Below are 16327 nucleotides of genomic sequence, written 5' to 3'. Positions count from 1 at the left end.
CGCAGGAAACCACAGTCAGGCGTCTGTCCTCCGCGTGGCGTTCGTCACGCGGACAGCAGACGCGGACGGCGAGCGGCGCGGGCGGGTCTGCTGCCGGGGGATGAGCAGCTCGCTGAACTGCGGGAATGGCACGCTGTCGATGTCGTCGCGCCAGGCGTTCAGCATCTGCGACAGCACGTCGTCCTCGGCCATCTTCGCCTCCCTGGCGTCCGGTCGTGCGGGGCGGAAGCCACACGATCGGGTTGGGTGATACCCAGTCGGCGGGACGGTGAAACGTCCTCGCCCGGATTTCTTCCGGCCGGTCACCCCGCCATGGCAGAATCGCGTCGCCGCCGCCAAGGCCTCTACTCCCGAGGAGCGCCCATGCGCGCGGCCAGTCTGCTCACCCTCACCACCGCGGCCCTGCTCGTGGCAACGGGCGTCGCCGCCGCCCACGAAGCCGGCTGGCGCCAGGTGGGGCACACGACCGCCGAGAACCGCGTCAGCGGCGAGGGTCTCACCACGCTGCGCCTGCCCGGCCACGCGCCCGAGGTCGTCTACCGCAACGGCGCCACCATCCCGCAGCCGCTGAAGGACGAGGGCTGGGGCCACGTCGGCGACCCGGACTCGCTGCGCGGCTACGTCTTCGACGTCTACCAGGACACCGTCACCCCGGCGCCGGCCAAGAAGATGTACCTGGTCACCAAGCCCGACGGCAGCACGACGGAGTTCGTCCACCCGCTCGCCCCCGACGAGCCCGCGGCCAACGCGAACGCCCAGGTCGCGGCCACCTCGGACGGTCAGTGGCTGGTCTCGGGCCCGCTCGGCGAGATCGACCGCCTCTACGTCTCGCCGACGCCGTTCCTCAACCCGCGTGGCCCGAAAACCGCCGGCGACCTCCCGATCGCCGCCCGCATCCACCTCGACCACCACATCCGCAGCGCCCAGGGCTGCGACTTCGTCAGCCCGACGCGGCTGATCTGCGCCACCAGCGACCCGTACAACGACCTGTACCCGACGAACCTGCAGCTCCTGCAGATCGACCTGCCGCGGCCCCTGAACGGCCACGACGTCACGGCGAAGGTGCGGGAAATCCGGCAGGTTCCGCTGGTCAGCACCTGCACCGGCACGTTCACCCCGGAGGGCGTGGACTACGACGCCGGCGTGCTGCGCGTCGAGGTCGTGCCGCCGTCGCCGTGCAACACCGTGACGGACGTCTATTCCTTCGAGCGCCGCTGAGCCCTCCGGCTACGCTGGGTGGCGTGTCTCGTGTGGTGATCCTCGACTACGGTTCCGGCAACCTCCGCTCCGCCGAACGCGCTGTGGCGCGCGCCGGGGCCGAAGTCGAGGTCACCGCCGACTCGCATGCCGCGATCGAGGCCGACGGCCTGGTCGTGCCCGGCGTCGGCGCGTACTCGGCGTGCATGGCCGGGCTGCTGGAGGTCAAGGGCGAGCGGATCATCGGCAAGCGCCTCGCCGGCGGCCGTCCCGTGCTCGGCATCTGCGTCGGCATGCAGATCCTCTTTTCGCGCGGCGTCGAGCACGGCGAGGAGACCGAGGGCACGGGGGAGTGGCCGGGTGTCGTCGACCGGCTCAACGCCGACGTCCTGCCGCACATGGGCTGGAACACGGTGCGCGCGCCCGCGGACTCGCAGCTGTTCGCCGGCCTCGACCCGGACGAGCGGTTCTACTTCGTGCACTCCTACGCCGCCCGCAAGTGGGAGCTCGACGGCCTGCCCGGCCAGGAACCCAAGGTCACCTGGGCGAACCACGGTGACGACTTCGTCGCGGCGGTCGAGAACGGGCCGCTGTGGGCCACGCAGTTCCACCCGGAGAAGTCCGGCGACGCGGGCGCGCGGCTGCTGACGAACTGGCTCGCGACCCTCTGACCGGGTGACCGGGGTCTCCGCCCTAGAGTTAGCGGCGTGACTTTCACGCTGCTTCCCGCCGTTGATGTGGCCGATGGCCAGGCCGTGCGACTCGTCCAGGGCGAGGCCGGCACCGAGACCTCCTACGGCAGTCCGCTGGAGGCGGCGCTCGCCTGGCAGCGCGACGGCGCCGAGTGGATCCACCTCGTCGACCTCGACGCCGCCTTCGGCAAGGGCAGCAACCGCGAGCTGCTCGCCGAGGTCGTCGGCAAGCTCGACGTCCAGGTGGAGCTCTCCGGCGGCATCCGCGACGACGCGTCGCTGAAGGCCGCGCTGGCCACCGGCGCCCGCCGCGTCAACCTCGGCACCGCCGCGCTCGAGGACCCGCAGTGGACCGCGCGCGTGATCGGCGAGTACGGCGACCGCGTCGCGATCGGCCTCGACGTCCGCATCACCGACGCCGGCCACCGCCTCTCGGCCCGCGGCTGGACCTCGGACGGCGGCGACCTGTGGGAGGTCCTGGAGCGCCTCGACCGCGACGGCGCGTCCCGCTACGTGGTGACCGACGTCAGTAAGGACGGCACGCTGCGCGGCCCGAACCTCGAGCTGCTGCGGGACGTCGTGGCGCGCACGGATGCGCCGGTGATCGCTTCCGGTGGGGTGTCGAGTGTGGCCGATCTGGTCGCGCTGGCCGGGCTGGCTTCGGACGGGGTCGAGGGGTCGATCGTGGGGAAGGCGTTGTACGCGGGCGCGTTCACGCTGCCGGCGGCGCTCGCCGCGGTCGCGGAGGTCTAGCCGCCACGACGAACCGCCTGCTGGACGGCGCGGGTCGGGGTGCTGCACGACGCCGCCCTGGCAGTCGTGCGAACACTGATCTGGTCGAGCAGGCGATCCGCGCGCCGACTTCGCCAGACCGGAACTACCTCAGCTGTAGTACTTTGCCTGAAGTGGTTCGCTACCCCGATACCGCAACTGGAGTGGTGTCAACGCCATGGTCCGACGCAACCCCGAACGGCGGGCGGCACTGCTCGACGCCGCCATCGAGGTCTTGGCCGCCGAAGGCGCGCGTGGCCTCACCTTCCGTGCCGTGGACCAGCAAGCCGGCGTCCCCGTCGGCACGACCTCCAACTACTTCGCCGGCCGTGACGAGATCCTCAAGCGCGCCGGGGAACGCGTCTACGAGCGGCTCGTCGACGAAGCCGTCATCGCCGACGGGCTGGCCGGGCCGAAGGACCGGGCCCGCGTCGCCGAGCTGATGCACGCGCTCGTGGACCGCGTTGCCGCCTTCCCCACCGGTTTTCTCGCGCTCCTGGAACTGCGCCTGGAAGCCACGCGCCGACCCGAGCTGCGGGACGTGCTCACCCGCCGCATCCGGGAAGACGTCGACTTCAACGTCGGCTACCACACGAAAACCGGGCTGCCCGGCGACGGCACGACAGTCGTCCTCCTGTGGCTCGCGCTGAACTGGCTGATCATGGAACGCCTGACGCTGCCCGATCTCTTCACCGGCGAACAACGCCACCACCTTGTCGAGGCCCTGGTGGACCGCTTGCTGGCCGGGCAGCCGGCCGCCGTGGTGGGCCGAAAAGCGGCTGACAGCACCGGCTCGGCCCCGTAGGTTGCCGCGGGTGGAGGAGATCGTCACGCAGCTCGAAATGACCGCCGCCGACCAGCTCAACCCGGCTCCGGCCGTCGACGGTGTCACGCTGCGGGCCGCCGGGCCCGGGCCGCTGATCCGCGAGCTGCACGTCCGCGTCGGCACGCCGTACCAGTGGCCCAGTGCGTCCCGTTCGGACGACGGCTGGGCGCGGTGGCTCGCCGAACCCGGGCGGCGGTACCGGCTGATCGAGTACCGCGGCGAGGTCGCCGGCGTCGCCGATTTCGAGCCGCAGGGCCGGGACGACGTCGAGATCACCACGTTCGGGCTGCTGCCGGAGTTCGTCGGCAAAGGGCTCGGCGGGTACGCGCTCACCCTCGTCGTCGCCGACGCCTGGACCGTGCCCGGTGCGCGCCGGGTATGGCTGCACACCTCGACGCTCGACCACCCGAACGCGCTGCCGAACTACCTGCGGCGCGGCTTCCGGGGCTTCAGCCGTCCAGCTTGACCGCGATCCCGACCGTCCGGTCGGCCGGGCCGCGCAGCTTGGAGAAGAACATCGTGACGCGCCCGACGAGGCCGTACTTGCGCGCGATCGCCTTGCGCACCCGCTCGGTCCCGTCCAGGTCCAGCAGCCGGGCCTGACCGGTGGCGACGGCGCCGTGCGTCTTCTGCCCGCGCAGGTCGCAGGCCTGGACCTCGACCCGGCCGCTGTTGCGGATGCGCTTGACCTTGCCCGCCTTCCGTTCCGACCACAGCACGAGCTCGCCGGCGTCGCCCGCCACCCAGATCGGGGTCGGCACCGCTCGCCCGTCGCGGCGGAACGTGGTGAGGACGACATAGCGCTCGGCCGCGAGGCGGTCGGTTTCGGAGGCCATGCGCCCACGGTAGTCACGGCGTCCGGCGCCGCAGCGTCGCCGCGCCGAGGACCAGGGCGAGCAGCGCGCAGCAGGCGACGACCACGAGGTTGCGCAGGATCACCGCGTCGACCGTGCCGGCCGTCGTGACGCGCGTCAGCGCTTCGACCGCGTACGACAGCGGCATCACTTCGGAGAGCCACCGCAGCAGCCAGCCCATGTCTTCGCGCGGGACGAACAGGCCGCACAGCAGGATCTGCGGCAGCACGAACACCGGCATGAACTGGATCGCCTGGAACTCCGTGCGGGCGAACGCGCTCACGAACAGCCCGAGCGCCATGCCGAGCAGCGCGTCGAGGACCGCGATCAGCAGCAGCATCCCCACGGAACCGGCCAGGTCGAGGCCGAGCCACCACAGCGAAACCCCGGCCGCGAGCGAGACCTGCACGACGGCGATCGCGCCGAACGCCAGCGCGTAGCCGAAGAGCAGGTCGAGCCGGCCGATGGGGAGCGTCATCAGGCGTTCGAGGGTGGCCGAGGTCCGTTCCCGCAACGTCGTGATCGACGCGATCAGGAACATGATCAGGAACGGGAACACCCCGAGCAGCGCGGGCGCGACGCGGCTGAAGACGGCCGTCGAGTCGAACACGTACCGCAGCAGCACCATGAGCAGCGTCGGCACCAGGACCAGCATCACCACGGTGCGCGGGTCGTGCCGCAGCTGGGTCAGGATGCGCCGGGTGGTGGCCAGCGTCAGCGCGGGGTTCACGACGCGGCCCGCACGAGGTTCAGGAACGCGCCTTCGAGGTCGGCGGCGCCGGTGCGTTCCCGCAGCGCGAGGGGCGCGTCGTCGGCCAGGAGGACGCCTTCGCGCATGAGCAGGAGGCGGTCGCAGCGAGCCGCTTCGTCCATGACGTGGCTGGACACCAGCAGCGTCGCGCCGCCGTCGGCGAGCCGTCGGAAGAGCGTCCACAGCTCGTCGCGCAGCACCGGGTCGAGCCCGACGGTCGGCTCGTCGAGCACCAGCAGCTCCGGTGCGCCGAGCAGCGCGACGGCGAGGTTCGCGCGGTTGTGCTGGCCGCCCGACAGCGAGCCGACCAGCTTCCCGGCGTGGTCGGCCAGCCCGACTTCGGCGATGACACGGTCCACATCGGACACCGGCGCGCGCAGCACCGCGGCGAAGTACTTGAGCGCTTCGCGGACGGTGAGATCGGCGTAGATAGCGGGGTTCTGCGTCGCGTAACCGATCCGCCGCCGCAGCGGCGGGCTGCCGGCGGGCAGGCCGAGCACGGTGACCGAGCCGCCCTCGACGATCTGGACGCCGACGATCGCGCGCATCAGCGTGGTCTTGCCGCAGCCGCTCGGGCCTAGCAGCCCGGTGACCGACCCGCGCGGCACCTCGAAGCTCACGTCCCGCACCACGGGCCTGCCGCCGCGCCGGACCCGGAGCCCGGTGACCGCGAGCGCAGAATTAGTCATGTGTTTAATTCTGCGCCCGGTGAGTTTCCGGAGTCAAGGGTGCAGGCGGCGCAACGTGATGGGGCATGACGGCAGAAGCGCTTCAAGGGCTTGGTTTGCGACGATTCATCGGTCGGGGGTGCGCCCACTGGAGGGAATGTCGATGGCCGTCAAGCAGGAACTACCGGTCCACCCGCAGGCGGGGTTCTTCGGCGAGGGACCGTATCCCGTGCGCCGCGCCGCGATCGCCCTCGTCGCGATCCTGGCCGGCTTCGCGCTGACGGCCATCTGGTCGGCGCCGTTCGTCGACTCCGTGATCGGGGACAGCGTCGCCAACGGGCTCCTCGGCTACGACGCGAAAGCGACGCCGATCAGCGGGGCCCTCGCGGGGACGCTGTTCGCGTTCGTCTCCGGTCTCGCCGGCTCGTTCACCGCCTGCAACATCGCCGCGTTCGGGGCGGTCGCGCCGCTGGTCGGCGGCCAGGCGGGCGAGCGGCGCAGCCCGTTCAAGCCGCTCGGCTGGATCGCCGCGGGCATGCTCACCGTCTCGATCGCCTACGGCGTGGTCGTCGCCCTCGTCGGCACCGGCATGCCGCAGTTCTCCACCGCGCAGACGAGCGGGCTGAGCCCCCGCAGCATCCAGTCCATGATCGCGTTCGGCGTCGTCGGCCTGATCTTCCTGCTGCTGGGCCTGATCGCGCTCGGCATCCTCCGCAACCCCTTCGCCGCGTTCACCCGGCGGCACCCGGCGGCCCCGCACGTCCTGATGGGCGCGCTCATCGGCGGGTTCCTCATCGGGCGGCCCTACCCGCTGTTCCGGATCATGTTCCGCAGCGCCGCCGAGCAGCACAACGTCTTCTACGGCGCCGCCGCGTTCGCCCTGCAGTCGCTCGGCAACATCGTGATCATGGCCGTGCTGTTCCTGATCCTGACCTACGCCACCGGCGGGCGCCTGCAGCGCTGGCTGGCCGCGAAGCCGGCCCGGATCGCCACGGTGACCGGGGCCGCGCTGCTCGTCGGTGGCACGTTCACGCTGCTGTACTGGGACGTTCGCGTGCTCGGCAGGCTCGGGATCATCTGGTTCCCGATGATCAGCTGGTAGGACGCCCGAGCCAGCGGTAGTCGGGTGCGGGGTCGAGCCGGACGCCGTCCGCCACGGCGACCAGCTCCGCCTCCGGCCGCGCGCCCGACACCGTCAGCCAGCGCCCGGACGGCAGCCGCACCGCGACCACCGCTTCCCGGCCGGCCACGAAGAACCCCTGGCCGCCGCGGACGGTCACCGGTGCGGCGCCGTGCACGCCGGGGGAGCCCGCGCTCGCCGTGACGCGGACGGCGGCCACCGACGGCCGCGCCGGGTCGGCGGCGGTCAGCTCGGTGCTCCCGTCGGCCGGGGCGCTGCCCTTGACCGCGGCGGACCGCTCGATCAGTCCCGCCGGGAGCTCGCCGAAGCGCAGCTCGCCGCGGACGCCGACCGGCCGGGCGGTGACCTCGTCGGCGATCCGCTGGGCCACCGCGCGGGCGTCCGGGACCCCGTCGACCCGCGCGGTCAGGACGTGGTCGTCGTCGGCGAGCCAGGTGAGCAGCGCGGCGGTCTCGGTGTCGCCGGTGACCATGGCGACCCGGCCGTGCACCAGGACCTGGTCGCGGACCGACGCGATCCGCAGCGCGACCTGCGACCACTCGGGGTCGGCGGTGGAGTACGCCGACAGCGTGATCGCCGCGGGACCGGCGGACCACCGCCGGACCTGCGGGGTGATGCCCGGGCCGCCTTCGCGGTACTGCTCGGTGAAGCCGTCCGGCAGCCACTCCGGGCTGTAGCCGAGCACCGGGACGCCGGCGGCCGGGACGACGTCCGGGGCGGTGACCGCGCGCGTGCCCACGAAGACCCCGGCGACCAGCACGACCACCGCCGCGGCGACCAGGGCCAGTTTCGTCGCCGGCTGCCGCTTGCGCCCGTCGCGGGCCAGCGCTTCGCGCACCGCCCGGCCGTCCGGGGCGCGGGCGGCGAGGTGGTCCAGGCTGTCCCGGATCAGCGTCTCGGTGTCGTGCTCGCTGCGGGTCATTCTCCAGCTCCGGTGGTGAGTACCGCGCGGTGGTTCGGGGCCTGGCGCAGGGTGGCCAGCGCGCGGGAGATCTGGCTGCGCACGGTCGACGCGCCGCACCGCAGGACCGCGGCGATCTCGGCGTCGGAGTAGTTCTCGTAGTACCGCAGCACGATCGCCGCGCGCTGCTTGCGGGGCAGCGTGGCGAGCAGGCCGAGCATCGCGTCCCGCTCGTCGTAGGCGGTGGCCGGGTCGGCTTCGGGCGGGCCGAGCGCGTCGAGGACGTCGTGGCTGCTCGGCACCATCCGCCGCACCGCCCGCCGTCGCCACGAGAGGTACTCGTTGGTGATCATCCGCCGCACGTAGGACGGCGGGGCGTCGATGCCGTCCCACCGCTGCTGGGCGCGCAGCAGCACGTCTTGCACGATGTCCTGCGCCAGGTGCGGGTCGTTCGTCAGGACGGTGGCGTAGCGGAGCAGGCCGTCCAGCCGCTCCGCCACGAACTCTTCGAAGTCCACGCTCGTCCCTTCCGTTCCTCCCTTGGACGCGCGAGCGGGCCGGGTTGATGCACGCGGGCGAAAAGTATTTTCCCGGCCGAGTTCACCGGTTCGGCCCAGTGCGATGTGGTCGCGGTCACACTTGGCTCCGGCTTTCGGGCGGCGGGTGGTGGCGGCGGGGCCGGCGTTCACCGGTCCGGGCGACCGGCGGCTCCGGTGCGTTCCCGGTTCCGCTGGTCCGATCCGGGGCGGTCCCCGCGTTCGGCAAAACCTGTCGGTGGTGCGTGCTTTCCTTGAAGCGGGAGGAAAGCCGACCCTGGAGGAGGGGCGATGACGAGGGGGAAGGTGGCGGCCGGCGGAGCCGCCGTGGCGGTGCTCGTGGCCGCCTTCGCGATCGGCCCGTTCGCGGTGTTCGCGGGCGCGGTCTGGGCGCTCGTCGCGGGTCTTCGCCGGTACACGCGGCGGTTCGCGGACGAGGGTTCGGGGTTGCGGTACCACCTGGCGGCGTTCGGGGTGCTATACCTCGTGCCGGTCGGGGTGGCCGCGACGGCGTACCTGGGGCTGTCGGCGTACCTGCAGTGGTTCGCGGACACGTCGAGCACCGGCTGGCTCATTTCCCTGCAACGGTTCTTCGAATCGGTGTCGCGGTTCTTCTCCGAGAACCTGAAGCTGAGCGAGTTCTCGGTGTTCGCGGCGCTGATCGGCGTCTACCTGATGACGTGCCTGCTGCTGGCGCGGCGCTCGGACGGCTGGCGGGGGCACACCGCGGCCGGGCTCGGCCGGGCCGCGGACTTCTACACGAAGTACAGCGGTCCCGCGGCCGCCGGGTTCGCCACGCTGGCGGCGCTGTCGCTGTTCGGCATGCAGCTCGGCGTGCCGGCCACCGACCTGCAGGTGAAGTTCAAGGTCGCCCAGCAGGGCTACGCCGACGTGACGCGGAAGATCGAGGCGGACCTGACCCAGCGGGTGGCGGGGAAGCTGTACGGCAAGGTCGAAGCGTCCTTGCCCAAGGTGTACCGGGACGCGCTCGCCGTCCGGCGCACGGAACTGCCGGGCCTGGTCGAGGCCGCGCGGGGCAGCGCGGAGTTCGCCAAGGCGGGGTACGGCGTGGAGCTGCCGGCGGTGGACGAGGCGATCGGCGCCGAGACGCAGCGCGGGAAGCAGGTCGAGGCGCTCGCACCCGAGGCTCGGGTCGACGGCGCGCGGTCACGGGAGGCGCCACCCGGCATCACGCCCGAGCAGGTGGCGGCGGCCGGGGCGGTCGTCGGCGCCGGGCCGGTCGAACCGGGGATCGACCTGGTCGCGGACAGCCGCAAGAAGGTGACCCTGCAGGTCGAAAAGGTCGCGACCGAGCGGATCGTGGCGGTGACGAAGCCGATCACCGAGGCGATCCCGATCCTGGAGCCGCTGGTGCAGGCCTTCGCCGAGGCGGCCGACAAGACCTTGCAGGACAAGCTGTCCCCGCTCTACGACCGCCTGGCCGAGATCGCGCTGCGCAGCCCGCGCGACTTCGCGGCGGCGGTCGAGAGCGAGACGACGGCGCTGGTCGACCACACCGACGTGAGCCGGCCGGTGGCGGCCGCGGCACCCCGCGCCGAGGAAGCGGCGCGGGCGTTCCAGGCGTCGGTTTCGACCTTGCGGGCGGCCCCGGACCAGCTGGGGCGGAAGGTGACGGAGGTGATCCAGGCCCGGACGCCACCTCCGGCGCTCGACCCGTCGGGCCGGCTGCGCCTGACGCTGCCGGAGCTTCAGCCCCTGCGCCTGCTGCCACCGGAGTACTACCGGCTGCCGTACTCGTACGACCCGGGGAGGTTCAGCCACACCTCGCCGGACCGGTTCACCCTGCCGGACCGGTTCACCCTGCCGGACCGGTTCGCGGTACCCCCGGAGATCGCGCGGGTACCGCGGATACCGCCCCGGGTGAGCCTGCCCCGGATCTTCTTCTGGTGAGCGGGATCCCGGCGGCCCACCCCGCCCGGGGCCGCCGGGACACCGCCGGTCTGGCGGCCGGGGAACCCGGTCAGCAGTACGGGGTCACGCCGTCGAAGGAGGCGCAGTCGTCCTGGTTCCACGGGTCGTTCTGCCACTGGTCCGCGGTGAGGGTGCGGGAGGTGTCCCCGGCGACGAACGCCCACGGGCCGATGTAGTCGTTGCTGTACCAGTAGTTGTCCTGGTCGTGCGCGATCGCCTCCTGCACGAGCGTGCCCCGGTACGGGGACCACGCCGGGTAGGTGCCGTAGTTCGACAGCACGGCCATCCGGCCGCACAGGCCGGCGCAGCCGGGCCGGGCGGGATCGAAGCGGAAGGTGTTGGAATGGATCTCGACCCGCTGGGTCTTCCAGCGGCAGTCGTCGAACAGCGGCGTGGACTCGATGCCCGGTGCCGAACACCGCGTCCGGTCCGGGACGAGCTTGGTGCAGCTCGCCGTCGACGTGTTCGCCGGGCTGTTGCAGAAGCGGTCGGCGTTCTCCCACAGCGTGATGCCGGACCAGTTGTCCTCGAAGGAGTTGCCGTAGATGTCGATGATGTCGGTGCGGGCCGGCACCCGGGGTTCGCCACCGGATTCGGACAGGTACACCGCCGCGGACGGGAAGTTGTCGCCGCGGGACGCGCGCCTGCTGCCGGCCACCACGTTGTTGCGGCGGATGGCGTTGTGGCGGATCACGACGTTGTAGCTGATCTCGTACAAGATCGCTTCGGAGTCATTGTCTTCCATGACGTTGTCTTCAATCAGGAAATCGTTGTCGTTGGTGTCTGCCCACAGGCCGACGCCGTGGTTGTGGTGGATCCAGTTGCCGCGGACGTCGGCGCCGTTGACGGCCCAGAACTTGATTCCGCCGCTGCACCCGCAGCCGGGGCTGCGCGTTTCCCAGTCGTCGACGTTGTTCCCGGTGATTTCGTTGCCTTCGACGAGCAGCCCGGTGATCGCGTTGTCGGGGCGGTAGGCGTTCATCCCGTACTGGCCGTTGTCGCGCAGGCAGCTGGCCCGCACCACCTGCCGGACGCCGGCCATCAGCGCGGCGCCGGTGTTGCGCTGGATCGTGGTGTTCTCGATGACCCAGTGCTCGCCGGAGTCGTGGTTGACCACGCCCTGGTCCTGCGGCGCGACGAAGTTCTGGATGGTCAGGCCGCGGATGACGACGTCCTTGGCCTGCTGGGTGAAGGCGGCGCGGTTGACGCCGCGGCCGTCGAGCACGGCGCCGGGCGCGCCGAGGTAGACGTCGCCGTCCTTCGGGATGACCTGCCCGAACTGGTCGGAGGCCAGCCGGTGGGTGCCGGGCGGCAGCCAGAAGGTGGTCCCCGGTGGCGACGCCTGCGTCTTGACGCTGAGGTCGCCCTCCACGGCCAGGTCGACGGTGACGGCACCCGGCGGTGCCTGGGCGTAGAGCGCGGGCTGGTGGTCACAAACGGCACCTGTTCCGGCTGCTGCGGCGGCGGGCGCGGTGGTCGCGAAAACCGGTACAACGGAGGCGGCGACGAGCAGGACAACGAGCGCGGAATGGGTGCGCGGCATGCCGTGAACCTACGCAGAATCGATCCCGTAGATACCGCCATCAGTGGACAGTTGCGGATTGTCGGCCGCGGTAAAACAATCACCGGAAACGAGAACATGACAAATCCGGGACAATGGCAGTCGGTAGAAATCCGGTGTTCGGCCGCCCGTTACCGGGGGAGGACGTCTTCGAGGCGGACGAAAGCGAAGCCCGTGGTCGCGAGGTCGCCGGCCGCCGGGCGGCGTTCGCCGTCGTGGACGACCAGGAGGCCGTGCGGGAAGCGGCGGCCGAGGGACGCCGTCGTGATCGCCGAGCCGTCGGAGTGCTCGACCGAATCCGTGCCGCGGCCCGCGACGATCCGGAGGTCGCGCGTGCGGTGCCCGTAGACGACGAAGCGCGAGTCACCCTGGCTCGACGCGAACAGCGTCCCGTTCGCCACCGCCGGCCCTTCGGCGTCGGCTTCCAGCCGCCGGCCGCCGAAGCCGGGGCCGGCGCCGTCCGGGACGCACTCCTCCTGCTCGGCGTCCCAGCGCTGGGGAACACCGTAGGAGCGCACGCGGTCGACCAGCTCGGGCCGCCCGAAGCCGCCGGACGTCAGCGGGATCCGCCAGATCCCGACGTCTTCCTGGGCGGTGTAGAGCACCCGGCCGTCGAACACCGACCCCTCCAGCTGCGGCCCTTCGCCCGGCTTCTCGCAGGGCGACCACGTCGCGCCGCCGGGGCCGTGCCGACGGTGCCGTCCGGCCGGTCGACGAGCCGCAGCAGCGCCACCCGCGTCTCGTGCCGCCGGGTCACCGCCACCCACCGGACGCCGGTGCGCGGGTCGCGCGCCGCCGCGAGGCCGTACGCGGTCCGCTGTTCGTCCACAGCGGACCGCGGGAACACCCGCGGGGCGTTCGGCTCGGTGACGTCCCGCAGGAGGCCCGCTCCGGCGGCGGCGCCCCGCGGATCGATCCGGTACATCCGGACGAGGTCCCGGCCCCGGGTCGCTGACGACGGCGAGGTCCCCGACGACGTCGACGTTGTCGATCCGCCCGCCCGGCCCGGCCGGGACGAGCTGCAGCGTGCGCGCGTCCGGTCGAACGCGGCGAGCCCGCCCTCCTTGAGCGTCCCAGCACGACGCTGCGCGAGGGGTCGTGCGGGTGGACCCAGATGGCCGGGTCGTCGGCGTCGGCGTTCGCCGGGGACGCCGAGGGATCGTCGACGAAGGCCTGCGTCTGGGCCACCGGCGAGGGGTCGCGCGGAGCTGCGGAAGCCGGGACGGCGGACAGCAGGGAGACAGCGGCCACGGCCACCGGAAGGAGTCTGCGCACGTCCGGAAACCAGCTGGATCGCGTGAACGGCGGATGCCGGGTTCACCCGTGCAGCGCCGGGCGGTAGATCAGCTCCTGCGTGCCGCCGTCGAGCGTCCGGCTCTCCAGCAGCTCCAGGTCGAGGTCCGCCACGCCCTCGAAGATCGGCCGCTCGCCGGTCTGCCCGGTGAGCACCGGGAACACCGTCACCTGGACGCGGTCCACCAGGCCCGCCGCCAGCAGTGCCCGGTTGAGCGACAGGCTCCCGTGCGAGCGCAACGGCACCGGCGACTCCGCCTTCAGCCGGGTGACGACCTCGACGGCGTCGCCGGCCACGACGGTCGCGTCCGGCCAGCCGAGCGGGCCGTCGAGGGTGGCCGACACCACCGTCGCCGGCAGCTCCCGCATCCGGGTCACCCACGGGTCGAGCGCCGCCGGGTCGGCCGGCAGCAGCTGCGCGTTCAGCCGGTGCGTGGCCGCCCCGAAGACCATCCGCTGGTCCTCGCGGTAGAGCTCGAGGCGGCGTTCGAGCAGTTCGGGGCCCTGCTTGCCCCAGTAGCCGCCCCAGTCGCCGGTGTGGGAACCGAAGCCGTCGAGGCTCATGAAGACGTCGAAGGTGTAGGTGGCGGTCATGGTGCGCTCCTCGGGTCGGGGACTCTCACCCTGACTACGAAGGCGCCTGGCGGGTTTCGACACCGTCGCGTGAATCGAGGTAGTACTGCGCCACCGGGGCCAGCAGCGCGACGATCTCCTCGTCGTCCGCCCCGGCCAGCGGGGGCAGCCTGATGACGTACCGCAGCAGCGCGACCCCCATCATCTGCGCCGCGATCCCCGTCACGCGGATCTTCGGGACGTCCAGCGCCCGCGCCACCTCGGCCAGCACCGTGCGCTCGATGAACTGGCGCATCATCACCGCGACCTGCTCGTTCGTCGCCGCCGCGCGCAGCATCGCGACGAACGGCGTGCGCCCCTCCGGCGCCGCCCACACCGCCAGGAAGGCCCGCACCAGCCGTTCGCCGACGCCTTCGCGCGGCCCGGCCAGGATCGCCGGAACCAGGGACGCCGGGTTGACCGGCAGGTTCATCGCCGCCGCGAAGAGGGCCTGCTTGCTGCCGAAGAAGTGGTGCAGCAGGGCCGCGTTGACGCCCGCGTCGGCGGCGATCCCGCGGACCGTCGCGCCGTCGTAGCCCAGCTCGGCGAACCGGTGGCGGGCCGCGTCGAGGATCTTCTCGCGCGTCTCCGTCTGTCCCGGCCGCCGTCCCGCCCGTGCCATTGCCCGAGCTTAGAACCCCCTTGACTACGCTGGTGCGCATGTCTGTCGCGGTGCGGGTGATCCCCTGTCTCGACGTCGACGCGGGCCGGGTCGTGAAGGGTGTCAACTTCGCCGGCCTCCGCGACGCCGGCGACCCGGTCGAGCTGGCCCGGCGTTACGACGCCGAGGGGGCCGACGAGCTGACGTTCCTCGACGTCACGGCGTCTTCCGGCGACCGCGAAACCACCTATGACGTGGTCCGCCGCACCGCCGAGCAGGTCTTCATCCCGCTCACCGTCGGCGGCGGCGTCCGCACCAACGACGACGTCAACCGGCTCCTGCGCACCGGCGCGGACAAGGTGAGCATCAACACGGCCGCCATCGCCCGGCCCGAGTTCCTCCACGAGGCCTCACGCCGCTTCGGCGCCCAGTGCATCGTGCTTTCGGTCGACGCGCGCCGCGTCCCCGAAGGCGGCGAGCCGACCGCGTCCGGCTTCGAGGTCACCACCCACGGCGGCCGCCGCGGCACCGGGATCGACGCCGTCGAGTGGGCCGCGCGCGGCGAGGAGCTCGGCGTCGGCGAGATCCTGCTGAACTCCATGGACGCCGACGGCACCAAGAACGGCTTCGACCTCGAGCTCATCGAGCTGGTCCGCAAGGCCGTGCGGGTCCCGGTGATCGCCAGCGGGGGAGCGGGCGCGCTCGAGCACTTCCTGCCCGCGGTGCGCACCGGCGCCGACGCGGTGCTCGCGGCCAGCGTGTTCCACTTCGGACAGCTGAAGATCGGCGACGTCAAGGGCGCGCTGCGCGACGGCGGGGTCGAGGTCCGATGAGGTCGTGGCAGGCACCCGTCGAGGTGAAGGTCACCGCCGCCCTGCTGATCGGGCTGCCGGTCGCGTGGGCGCTGCTCGACCTGATCCCGGTGCTCGGTGCCGGTTCGGGGCTCGAGATCTACCGGATGCCGGCGCTGGCGCTGATCCTCGGCGGCGTCGTGACGACCGGGCTGGTGCACAAGATGGGCAGCGCGCGCATCGGCGGCCTCGTCGTCACCGTGGTTTTCGCGCTGCTGCACGCCTTCCTGCTGCTCGGCGCGGCGCTGTGGTGGAACAAGCTGTTCTCCGGTCTGTCCTTCGCGGGCTACGGCTACGCGTTCGTCCTGCTGAACTCGATGCCGCTCAAGCGGCACATCCTGGGAGCGCAAGCATGAGCCTGGACGCGGCCGTTTCGGCGCGCCTCAAGCGCACCGCCGACGGCCTGATCGCCGCGGTCGTCGTCGAGCACGCCACTTCGGACGTGCTGATGATGGCCTGGATGAACGACGACGCCCTCGCCGCGACCCTGGCCACCCGCCGCGGCACGTACTGGTCGCGCAGCCGCGGCAAGCTGTGGGTCAAGGGCGAGACGTCCGGGCACTACCAGCACGTCCGCGAGGTGCGCATCGACTGCGACGGCGATACGGTGCTGCTGCGCGTCGACCAGACCGGCCCCGCCTGTCACACCGGCACGCACACCTGTTTCGACACCGAGGAGCGGCTGCTCCTGGCCGACGAGAAAGAGCACGCGTGACAATCGTCGCCGACGTCCTGGTCGGGCTGGTCGCCCTGATCCACGTCTACATCGTCGTCCTGGAGATGTTCCTCTGGACCACGCCGCGCGCCCGCGCCGCCTTCGGCACCACGAAGGAGTTCGCGGAGGAGAGCAAGACGCTCGCCGCGAACCAGGGGCTGTACAACGGTTTCCTGGCGCTCGCGCTGGTGTGGGGGCTCATCGCGAGCGACCCGTCGGGCTTCCAGCTCAAGCTGTACGGCCTGGTGTGCGTCATCGTCGCGGGCCTCTACGGCGCGGCGACGGCGAGCAAGCGGATCCTGTTCGTGCAGGTGCTGCCGGCCGCGCTGGCGCTGATCGCGCTGCTGCTCGCCCGCTGACCCTGCTCCCCTTGCACGCACGGCGAGGCTGCCGGGTTGCCCTGGTGTGCGGTATCGCCGGAACAC

At 72.0% G+C, this 16327-nt stretch carries 20 protein-coding genes and 1 pseudogene; 11 read left to right on the top strand and 10 right to left on the bottom strand.

The window, feature by feature from the left end; translation table 11 throughout:
- Positions 1 to 15: 15 nt before the first annotated feature.
- Positions 16 to 192 carry a hypothetical protein gene (locus tag MUY14_RS25120; protein WP_247012435.1) on the bottom strand — a complete coding sequence of 59 codons (177 nt, stop codon included), beginning with the start codon at positions 190 to 192 and terminating at the stop codon, positions 16 to 18.
- A 171-nt stretch (positions 193 to 363) separates the two neighbouring features.
- Between MUY14_RS25120 and MUY14_RS25115 the strand changes: the two genes are divergently transcribed.
- The 5 genes from MUY14_RS25115 (at position 364) to MUY14_RS25095 (ending at position 3952) form a co-directional block, all read left to right on the top strand.
- Positions 364 to 1218, top strand: coding sequence for a hypothetical protein (locus MUY14_RS25115; protein ID WP_247012433.1), 855 nt, complete (start codon positions 364 to 366; stop codon positions 1216 to 1218).
- 32 nt (positions 1219 to 1250) lie between these two features.
- Complete coding sequence (gene hisH / locus MUY14_RS25110; protein ID WP_247025234.1) at positions 1251 to 1868, top strand: imidazole glycerol phosphate synthase subunit HisH; 618 nt, start codon at positions 1251 to 1253, stop codon at positions 1866 to 1868.
- A gap of 36 nt (positions 1869 to 1904) precedes the next feature.
- On the top strand, positions 1905 to 2642 hold the full coding sequence (gene priA, locus MUY14_RS25105) for a bifunctional 1-(5-phosphoribosyl)-5-((5-phosphoribosylamino)methylideneamino)imidazole-4-carboxamide isomerase/phosphoribosylanthranilate isomerase PriA (RefSeq protein ID WP_247012431.1): 738 nt from the start codon (positions 1905 to 1907) through the stop codon (positions 2640 to 2642).
- A 196-nt stretch (positions 2643 to 2838) separates the two neighbouring features.
- A complete protein-coding gene (locus MUY14_RS25100; protein ID WP_247012429.1) occupies positions 2839 to 3465 on the top strand; it encodes a TetR/AcrR family transcriptional regulator in 627 nt (208 codons plus the stop codon).
- A 10-nt stretch (positions 3466 to 3475) separates the two neighbouring features.
- Complete coding sequence (locus MUY14_RS25095) at positions 3476 to 3952, top strand: GNAT family N-acetyltransferase (RefSeq protein WP_247012427.1); 477 nt, start codon at positions 3476 to 3478, stop codon at positions 3950 to 3952.
- On the opposite strand, the gene MUY14_RS25090 is transcribed toward MUY14_RS25095, so the two are convergent.
- The 3 genes from MUY14_RS25090 to MUY14_RS25080 are packed head-to-tail and all read right to left on the bottom strand — an operon-like array spanning position 3936 to position 5780.
- Complete coding sequence (locus MUY14_RS25090; protein ID WP_247012425.1) at positions 3936 to 4322, bottom strand: PPOX class F420-dependent oxidoreductase; 387 nt, start codon at positions 4320 to 4322, stop codon at positions 3936 to 3938. The two genes, MUY14_RS25095 and MUY14_RS25090, sit on opposite strands and share 17 nt — an antisense overlap.
- 13 nt (positions 4323 to 4335) lie before the next feature.
- On the bottom strand, positions 4336 to 5070 hold the full coding sequence (locus MUY14_RS25085) for an ABC transporter permease (RefSeq protein ID WP_247012423.1): 735 nt from the start codon (positions 5068 to 5070) through the stop codon (positions 4336 to 4338).
- Positions 5067 to 5780: an ABC transporter ATP-binding protein gene (locus MUY14_RS25080; RefSeq protein ID WP_247012421.1), complete on the bottom strand. Its 714-nt coding sequence runs from the start codon at positions 5778 to 5780 to the stop codon at positions 5067 to 5069. Before MUY14_RS25080 ends, MUY14_RS25085 begins: the two co-directional genes overlap by 4 nt.
- Before the next feature lie 142 nt (positions 5781 to 5922).
- Here MUY14_RS25080 and MUY14_RS25075 point away from each other — a divergent pair, with 142 nt between their 5' ends.
- Complete coding sequence (locus MUY14_RS25075; RefSeq protein ID WP_247012419.1) at positions 5923 to 6861, top strand: hypothetical protein; 939 nt, start codon at positions 5923 to 5925, stop codon at positions 6859 to 6861.
- On the opposite strand, the gene MUY14_RS25070 is transcribed toward MUY14_RS25075, so the two are convergent.
- Entirely contained in the window at positions 6851 to 7822 is a 972-nt protein-coding gene (locus MUY14_RS25070) for a hypothetical protein (RefSeq protein WP_247012417.1), read from the bottom strand. The two genes, MUY14_RS25075 and MUY14_RS25070, sit on opposite strands and share 11 nt — an antisense overlap.
- A complete protein-coding gene (locus MUY14_RS25065; protein ID WP_247012415.1) occupies positions 7819 to 8319 on the bottom strand; it encodes a SigE family RNA polymerase sigma factor in 501 nt (166 codons plus the stop codon). The genes MUY14_RS25070 and MUY14_RS25065 overlap by 4 nt, the downstream gene beginning before the upstream one ends.
- A gap of 309 nt (positions 8320 to 8628) precedes the next feature.
- On the opposite strand from MUY14_RS25065, the gene MUY14_RS25060 reads away from it, so the two are divergent.
- The gene (locus tag MUY14_RS25060) at positions 8629 to 10248 is read left to right on the top strand and encodes a hypothetical protein (protein WP_247012413.1); all 1620 of its coding nucleotides are present in this window, start codon (positions 8629 to 8631) and stop codon (positions 10246 to 10248) included.
- A 70-nt stretch (positions 10249 to 10318) separates the two neighbouring features.
- On the opposite strand, the gene MUY14_RS25055 is transcribed toward MUY14_RS25060, so the two are convergent.
- The 4 genes and pseudogenes from MUY14_RS25055 to MUY14_RS25035 all read right to left on the bottom strand — a co-directional run bounded on the left by MUY14_RS25055 (position 10319) and on the right by MUY14_RS25035 (position 14357).
- On the bottom strand, positions 10319 to 11812 hold the full coding sequence (locus tag MUY14_RS25055; RefSeq protein WP_247012411.1) for a right-handed parallel beta-helix repeat-containing protein: 1494 nt from the start codon (positions 11810 to 11812) through the stop codon (positions 10319 to 10321).
- A 149-nt stretch (positions 11813 to 11961) separates the two neighbouring features.
- A pseudogene (locus MUY14_RS47355) lies at positions 11962 to 13087 on the bottom strand (phytase).
- A gap of 60 nt (positions 13088 to 13147) precedes the next feature.
- Entirely contained in the window at positions 13148 to 13717 is a 570-nt protein-coding gene (locus tag MUY14_RS25040) for a dihydrofolate reductase family protein (protein ID WP_247012408.1), read from the bottom strand.
- Between the two features lie 34 nt (positions 13718 to 13751).
- Positions 13752 to 14357 carry a TetR family transcriptional regulator gene (locus MUY14_RS25035; RefSeq protein WP_247012406.1) on the bottom strand — a complete coding sequence of 202 codons (606 nt, stop codon included), beginning with the start codon at positions 14355 to 14357 and terminating at the stop codon, positions 13752 to 13754.
- Positions 14358 to 14395: 38 nt separating this feature from the next.
- Here MUY14_RS25035 and hisF point away from each other — a divergent pair, with 38 nt between their 5' ends.
- From hisF to MUY14_RS25015, 4 genes are read left to right on the top strand one after another with little or no spacing between them, the layout of a single operon-like run.
- A complete protein-coding gene (hisF, locus tag MUY14_RS25030) occupies positions 14396 to 15169 on the top strand; it encodes an imidazole glycerol phosphate synthase subunit HisF (protein WP_247012404.1) in 774 nt (257 codons plus the stop codon).
- On the top strand, positions 15166 to 15543 hold the full coding sequence (locus MUY14_RS25025) for a hypothetical protein (RefSeq protein ID WP_247012402.1): 378 nt from the start codon (positions 15166 to 15168) through the stop codon (positions 15541 to 15543). The genes hisF and MUY14_RS25025 overlap by 4 nt, the downstream gene beginning before the upstream one ends.
- The gene (gene hisI, locus MUY14_RS25020; RefSeq protein WP_247012401.1) at positions 15540 to 15902 is read left to right on the top strand and encodes a phosphoribosyl-AMP cyclohydrolase; all 363 of its coding nucleotides are present in this window, start codon (positions 15540 to 15542) and stop codon (positions 15900 to 15902) included. Before MUY14_RS25025 ends, hisI begins: the two co-directional genes overlap by 4 nt.
- Positions 15899 to 16261, top strand: a complete 363-nt coding sequence (locus tag MUY14_RS25015) for a DUF1304 domain-containing protein (protein ID WP_247012399.1) — start codon at positions 15899 to 15901, stop codon at positions 16259 to 16261. Before hisI ends, MUY14_RS25015 begins: the two co-directional genes overlap by 4 nt.
- Positions 16262 to 16327: the final 66 nt, after the last annotated feature.

Source organism: Amycolatopsis sp. FBCC-B4732 (genome assembly GCF_023008405.1).
Classification (GTDB): domain Bacteria; phylum Actinomycetota; class Actinomycetes; order Mycobacteriales; family Pseudonocardiaceae; genus Amycolatopsis; species Amycolatopsis pretoriensis_A.
Note: the sequence above shows the minus strand (reverse complement) of the source record. Positions and strands in the feature narration are given on the sequence as shown.

Bases quoted from the DNA above. Each gene is read 5' to 3' on its own strand.
- MUY14_RS25120 (WP_247012435.1), bottom strand. From the start codon at position 192: ATGGCCGAGGACGACGTGCTGTCGCAGATGCTGAACGCCTGGCGCGAC.
- MUY14_RS25115 (WP_247012433.1), top strand. From the start codon at position 364: ATGCGCGCGGCCAGTCTGCTCACCCTCACCACCGCGGCCCTGCTCGTG.
- MUY14_RS25100 (WP_247012429.1), top strand. From the start codon at position 2,839: ATGGTCCGACGCAACCCCGAACGGCGGGCGGCACTGCTCGACGCCGCC.
- MUY14_RS25090 (WP_247012425.1), bottom strand. From the start codon at position 4,322: ATGGCCTCCGAAACCGACCGCCTCGCGGCCGAGCGCTATGTCGTCCTC.
- MUY14_RS25080 (WP_247012421.1), bottom strand. From the start codon at position 5,780: ATGACTAATTCTGCGCTCGCGGTCACCGGGCTCCGGGTCCGGCGCGGC.
- MUY14_RS25075 (WP_247012419.1), top strand. From the start codon at position 5,923: ATGGCCGTCAAGCAGGAACTACCGGTCCACCCGCAGGCGGGGTTCTTC.
- MUY14_RS25070 (WP_247012417.1), bottom strand. From the start codon at position 7,822: ATGACCCGCAGCGAGCACGACACCGAGACGCTGATCCGGGACAGCCTG.
- MUY14_RS25060 (WP_247012413.1), top strand. From the start codon at position 8,629: ATGACGAGGGGGAAGGTGGCGGCCGGCGGAGCCGCCGTGGCGGTGCTC.
- MUY14_RS25055 (WP_247012411.1), bottom strand. From the start codon at position 11,812: ATGCCGCGCACCCATTCCGCGCTCGTTGTCCTGCTCGTCGCCGCCTCC.
- MUY14_RS25040 (WP_247012408.1), bottom strand. From the start codon at position 13,717: ATGACCGCCACCTACACCTTCGACGTCTTCATGAGCCTCGACGGCTTC.
- MUY14_RS25035 (WP_247012406.1), bottom strand. From the start codon at position 14,357: ATGGCACGGGCGGGACGGCGGCCGGGACAGACGGAGACGCGCGAGAAG.
- hisF (WP_247012404.1), top strand. From the start codon at position 14,396: ATGTCTGTCGCGGTGCGGGTGATCCCCTGTCTCGACGTCGACGCGGGC.
- MUY14_RS25025 (WP_247012402.1), top strand. From the start codon at position 15,166: ATGAGGTCGTGGCAGGCACCCGTCGAGGTGAAGGTCACCGCCGCCCTG.
- hisI (WP_247012401.1), top strand. From the start codon at position 15,540: ATGAGCCTGGACGCGGCCGTTTCGGCGCGCCTCAAGCGCACCGCCGAC.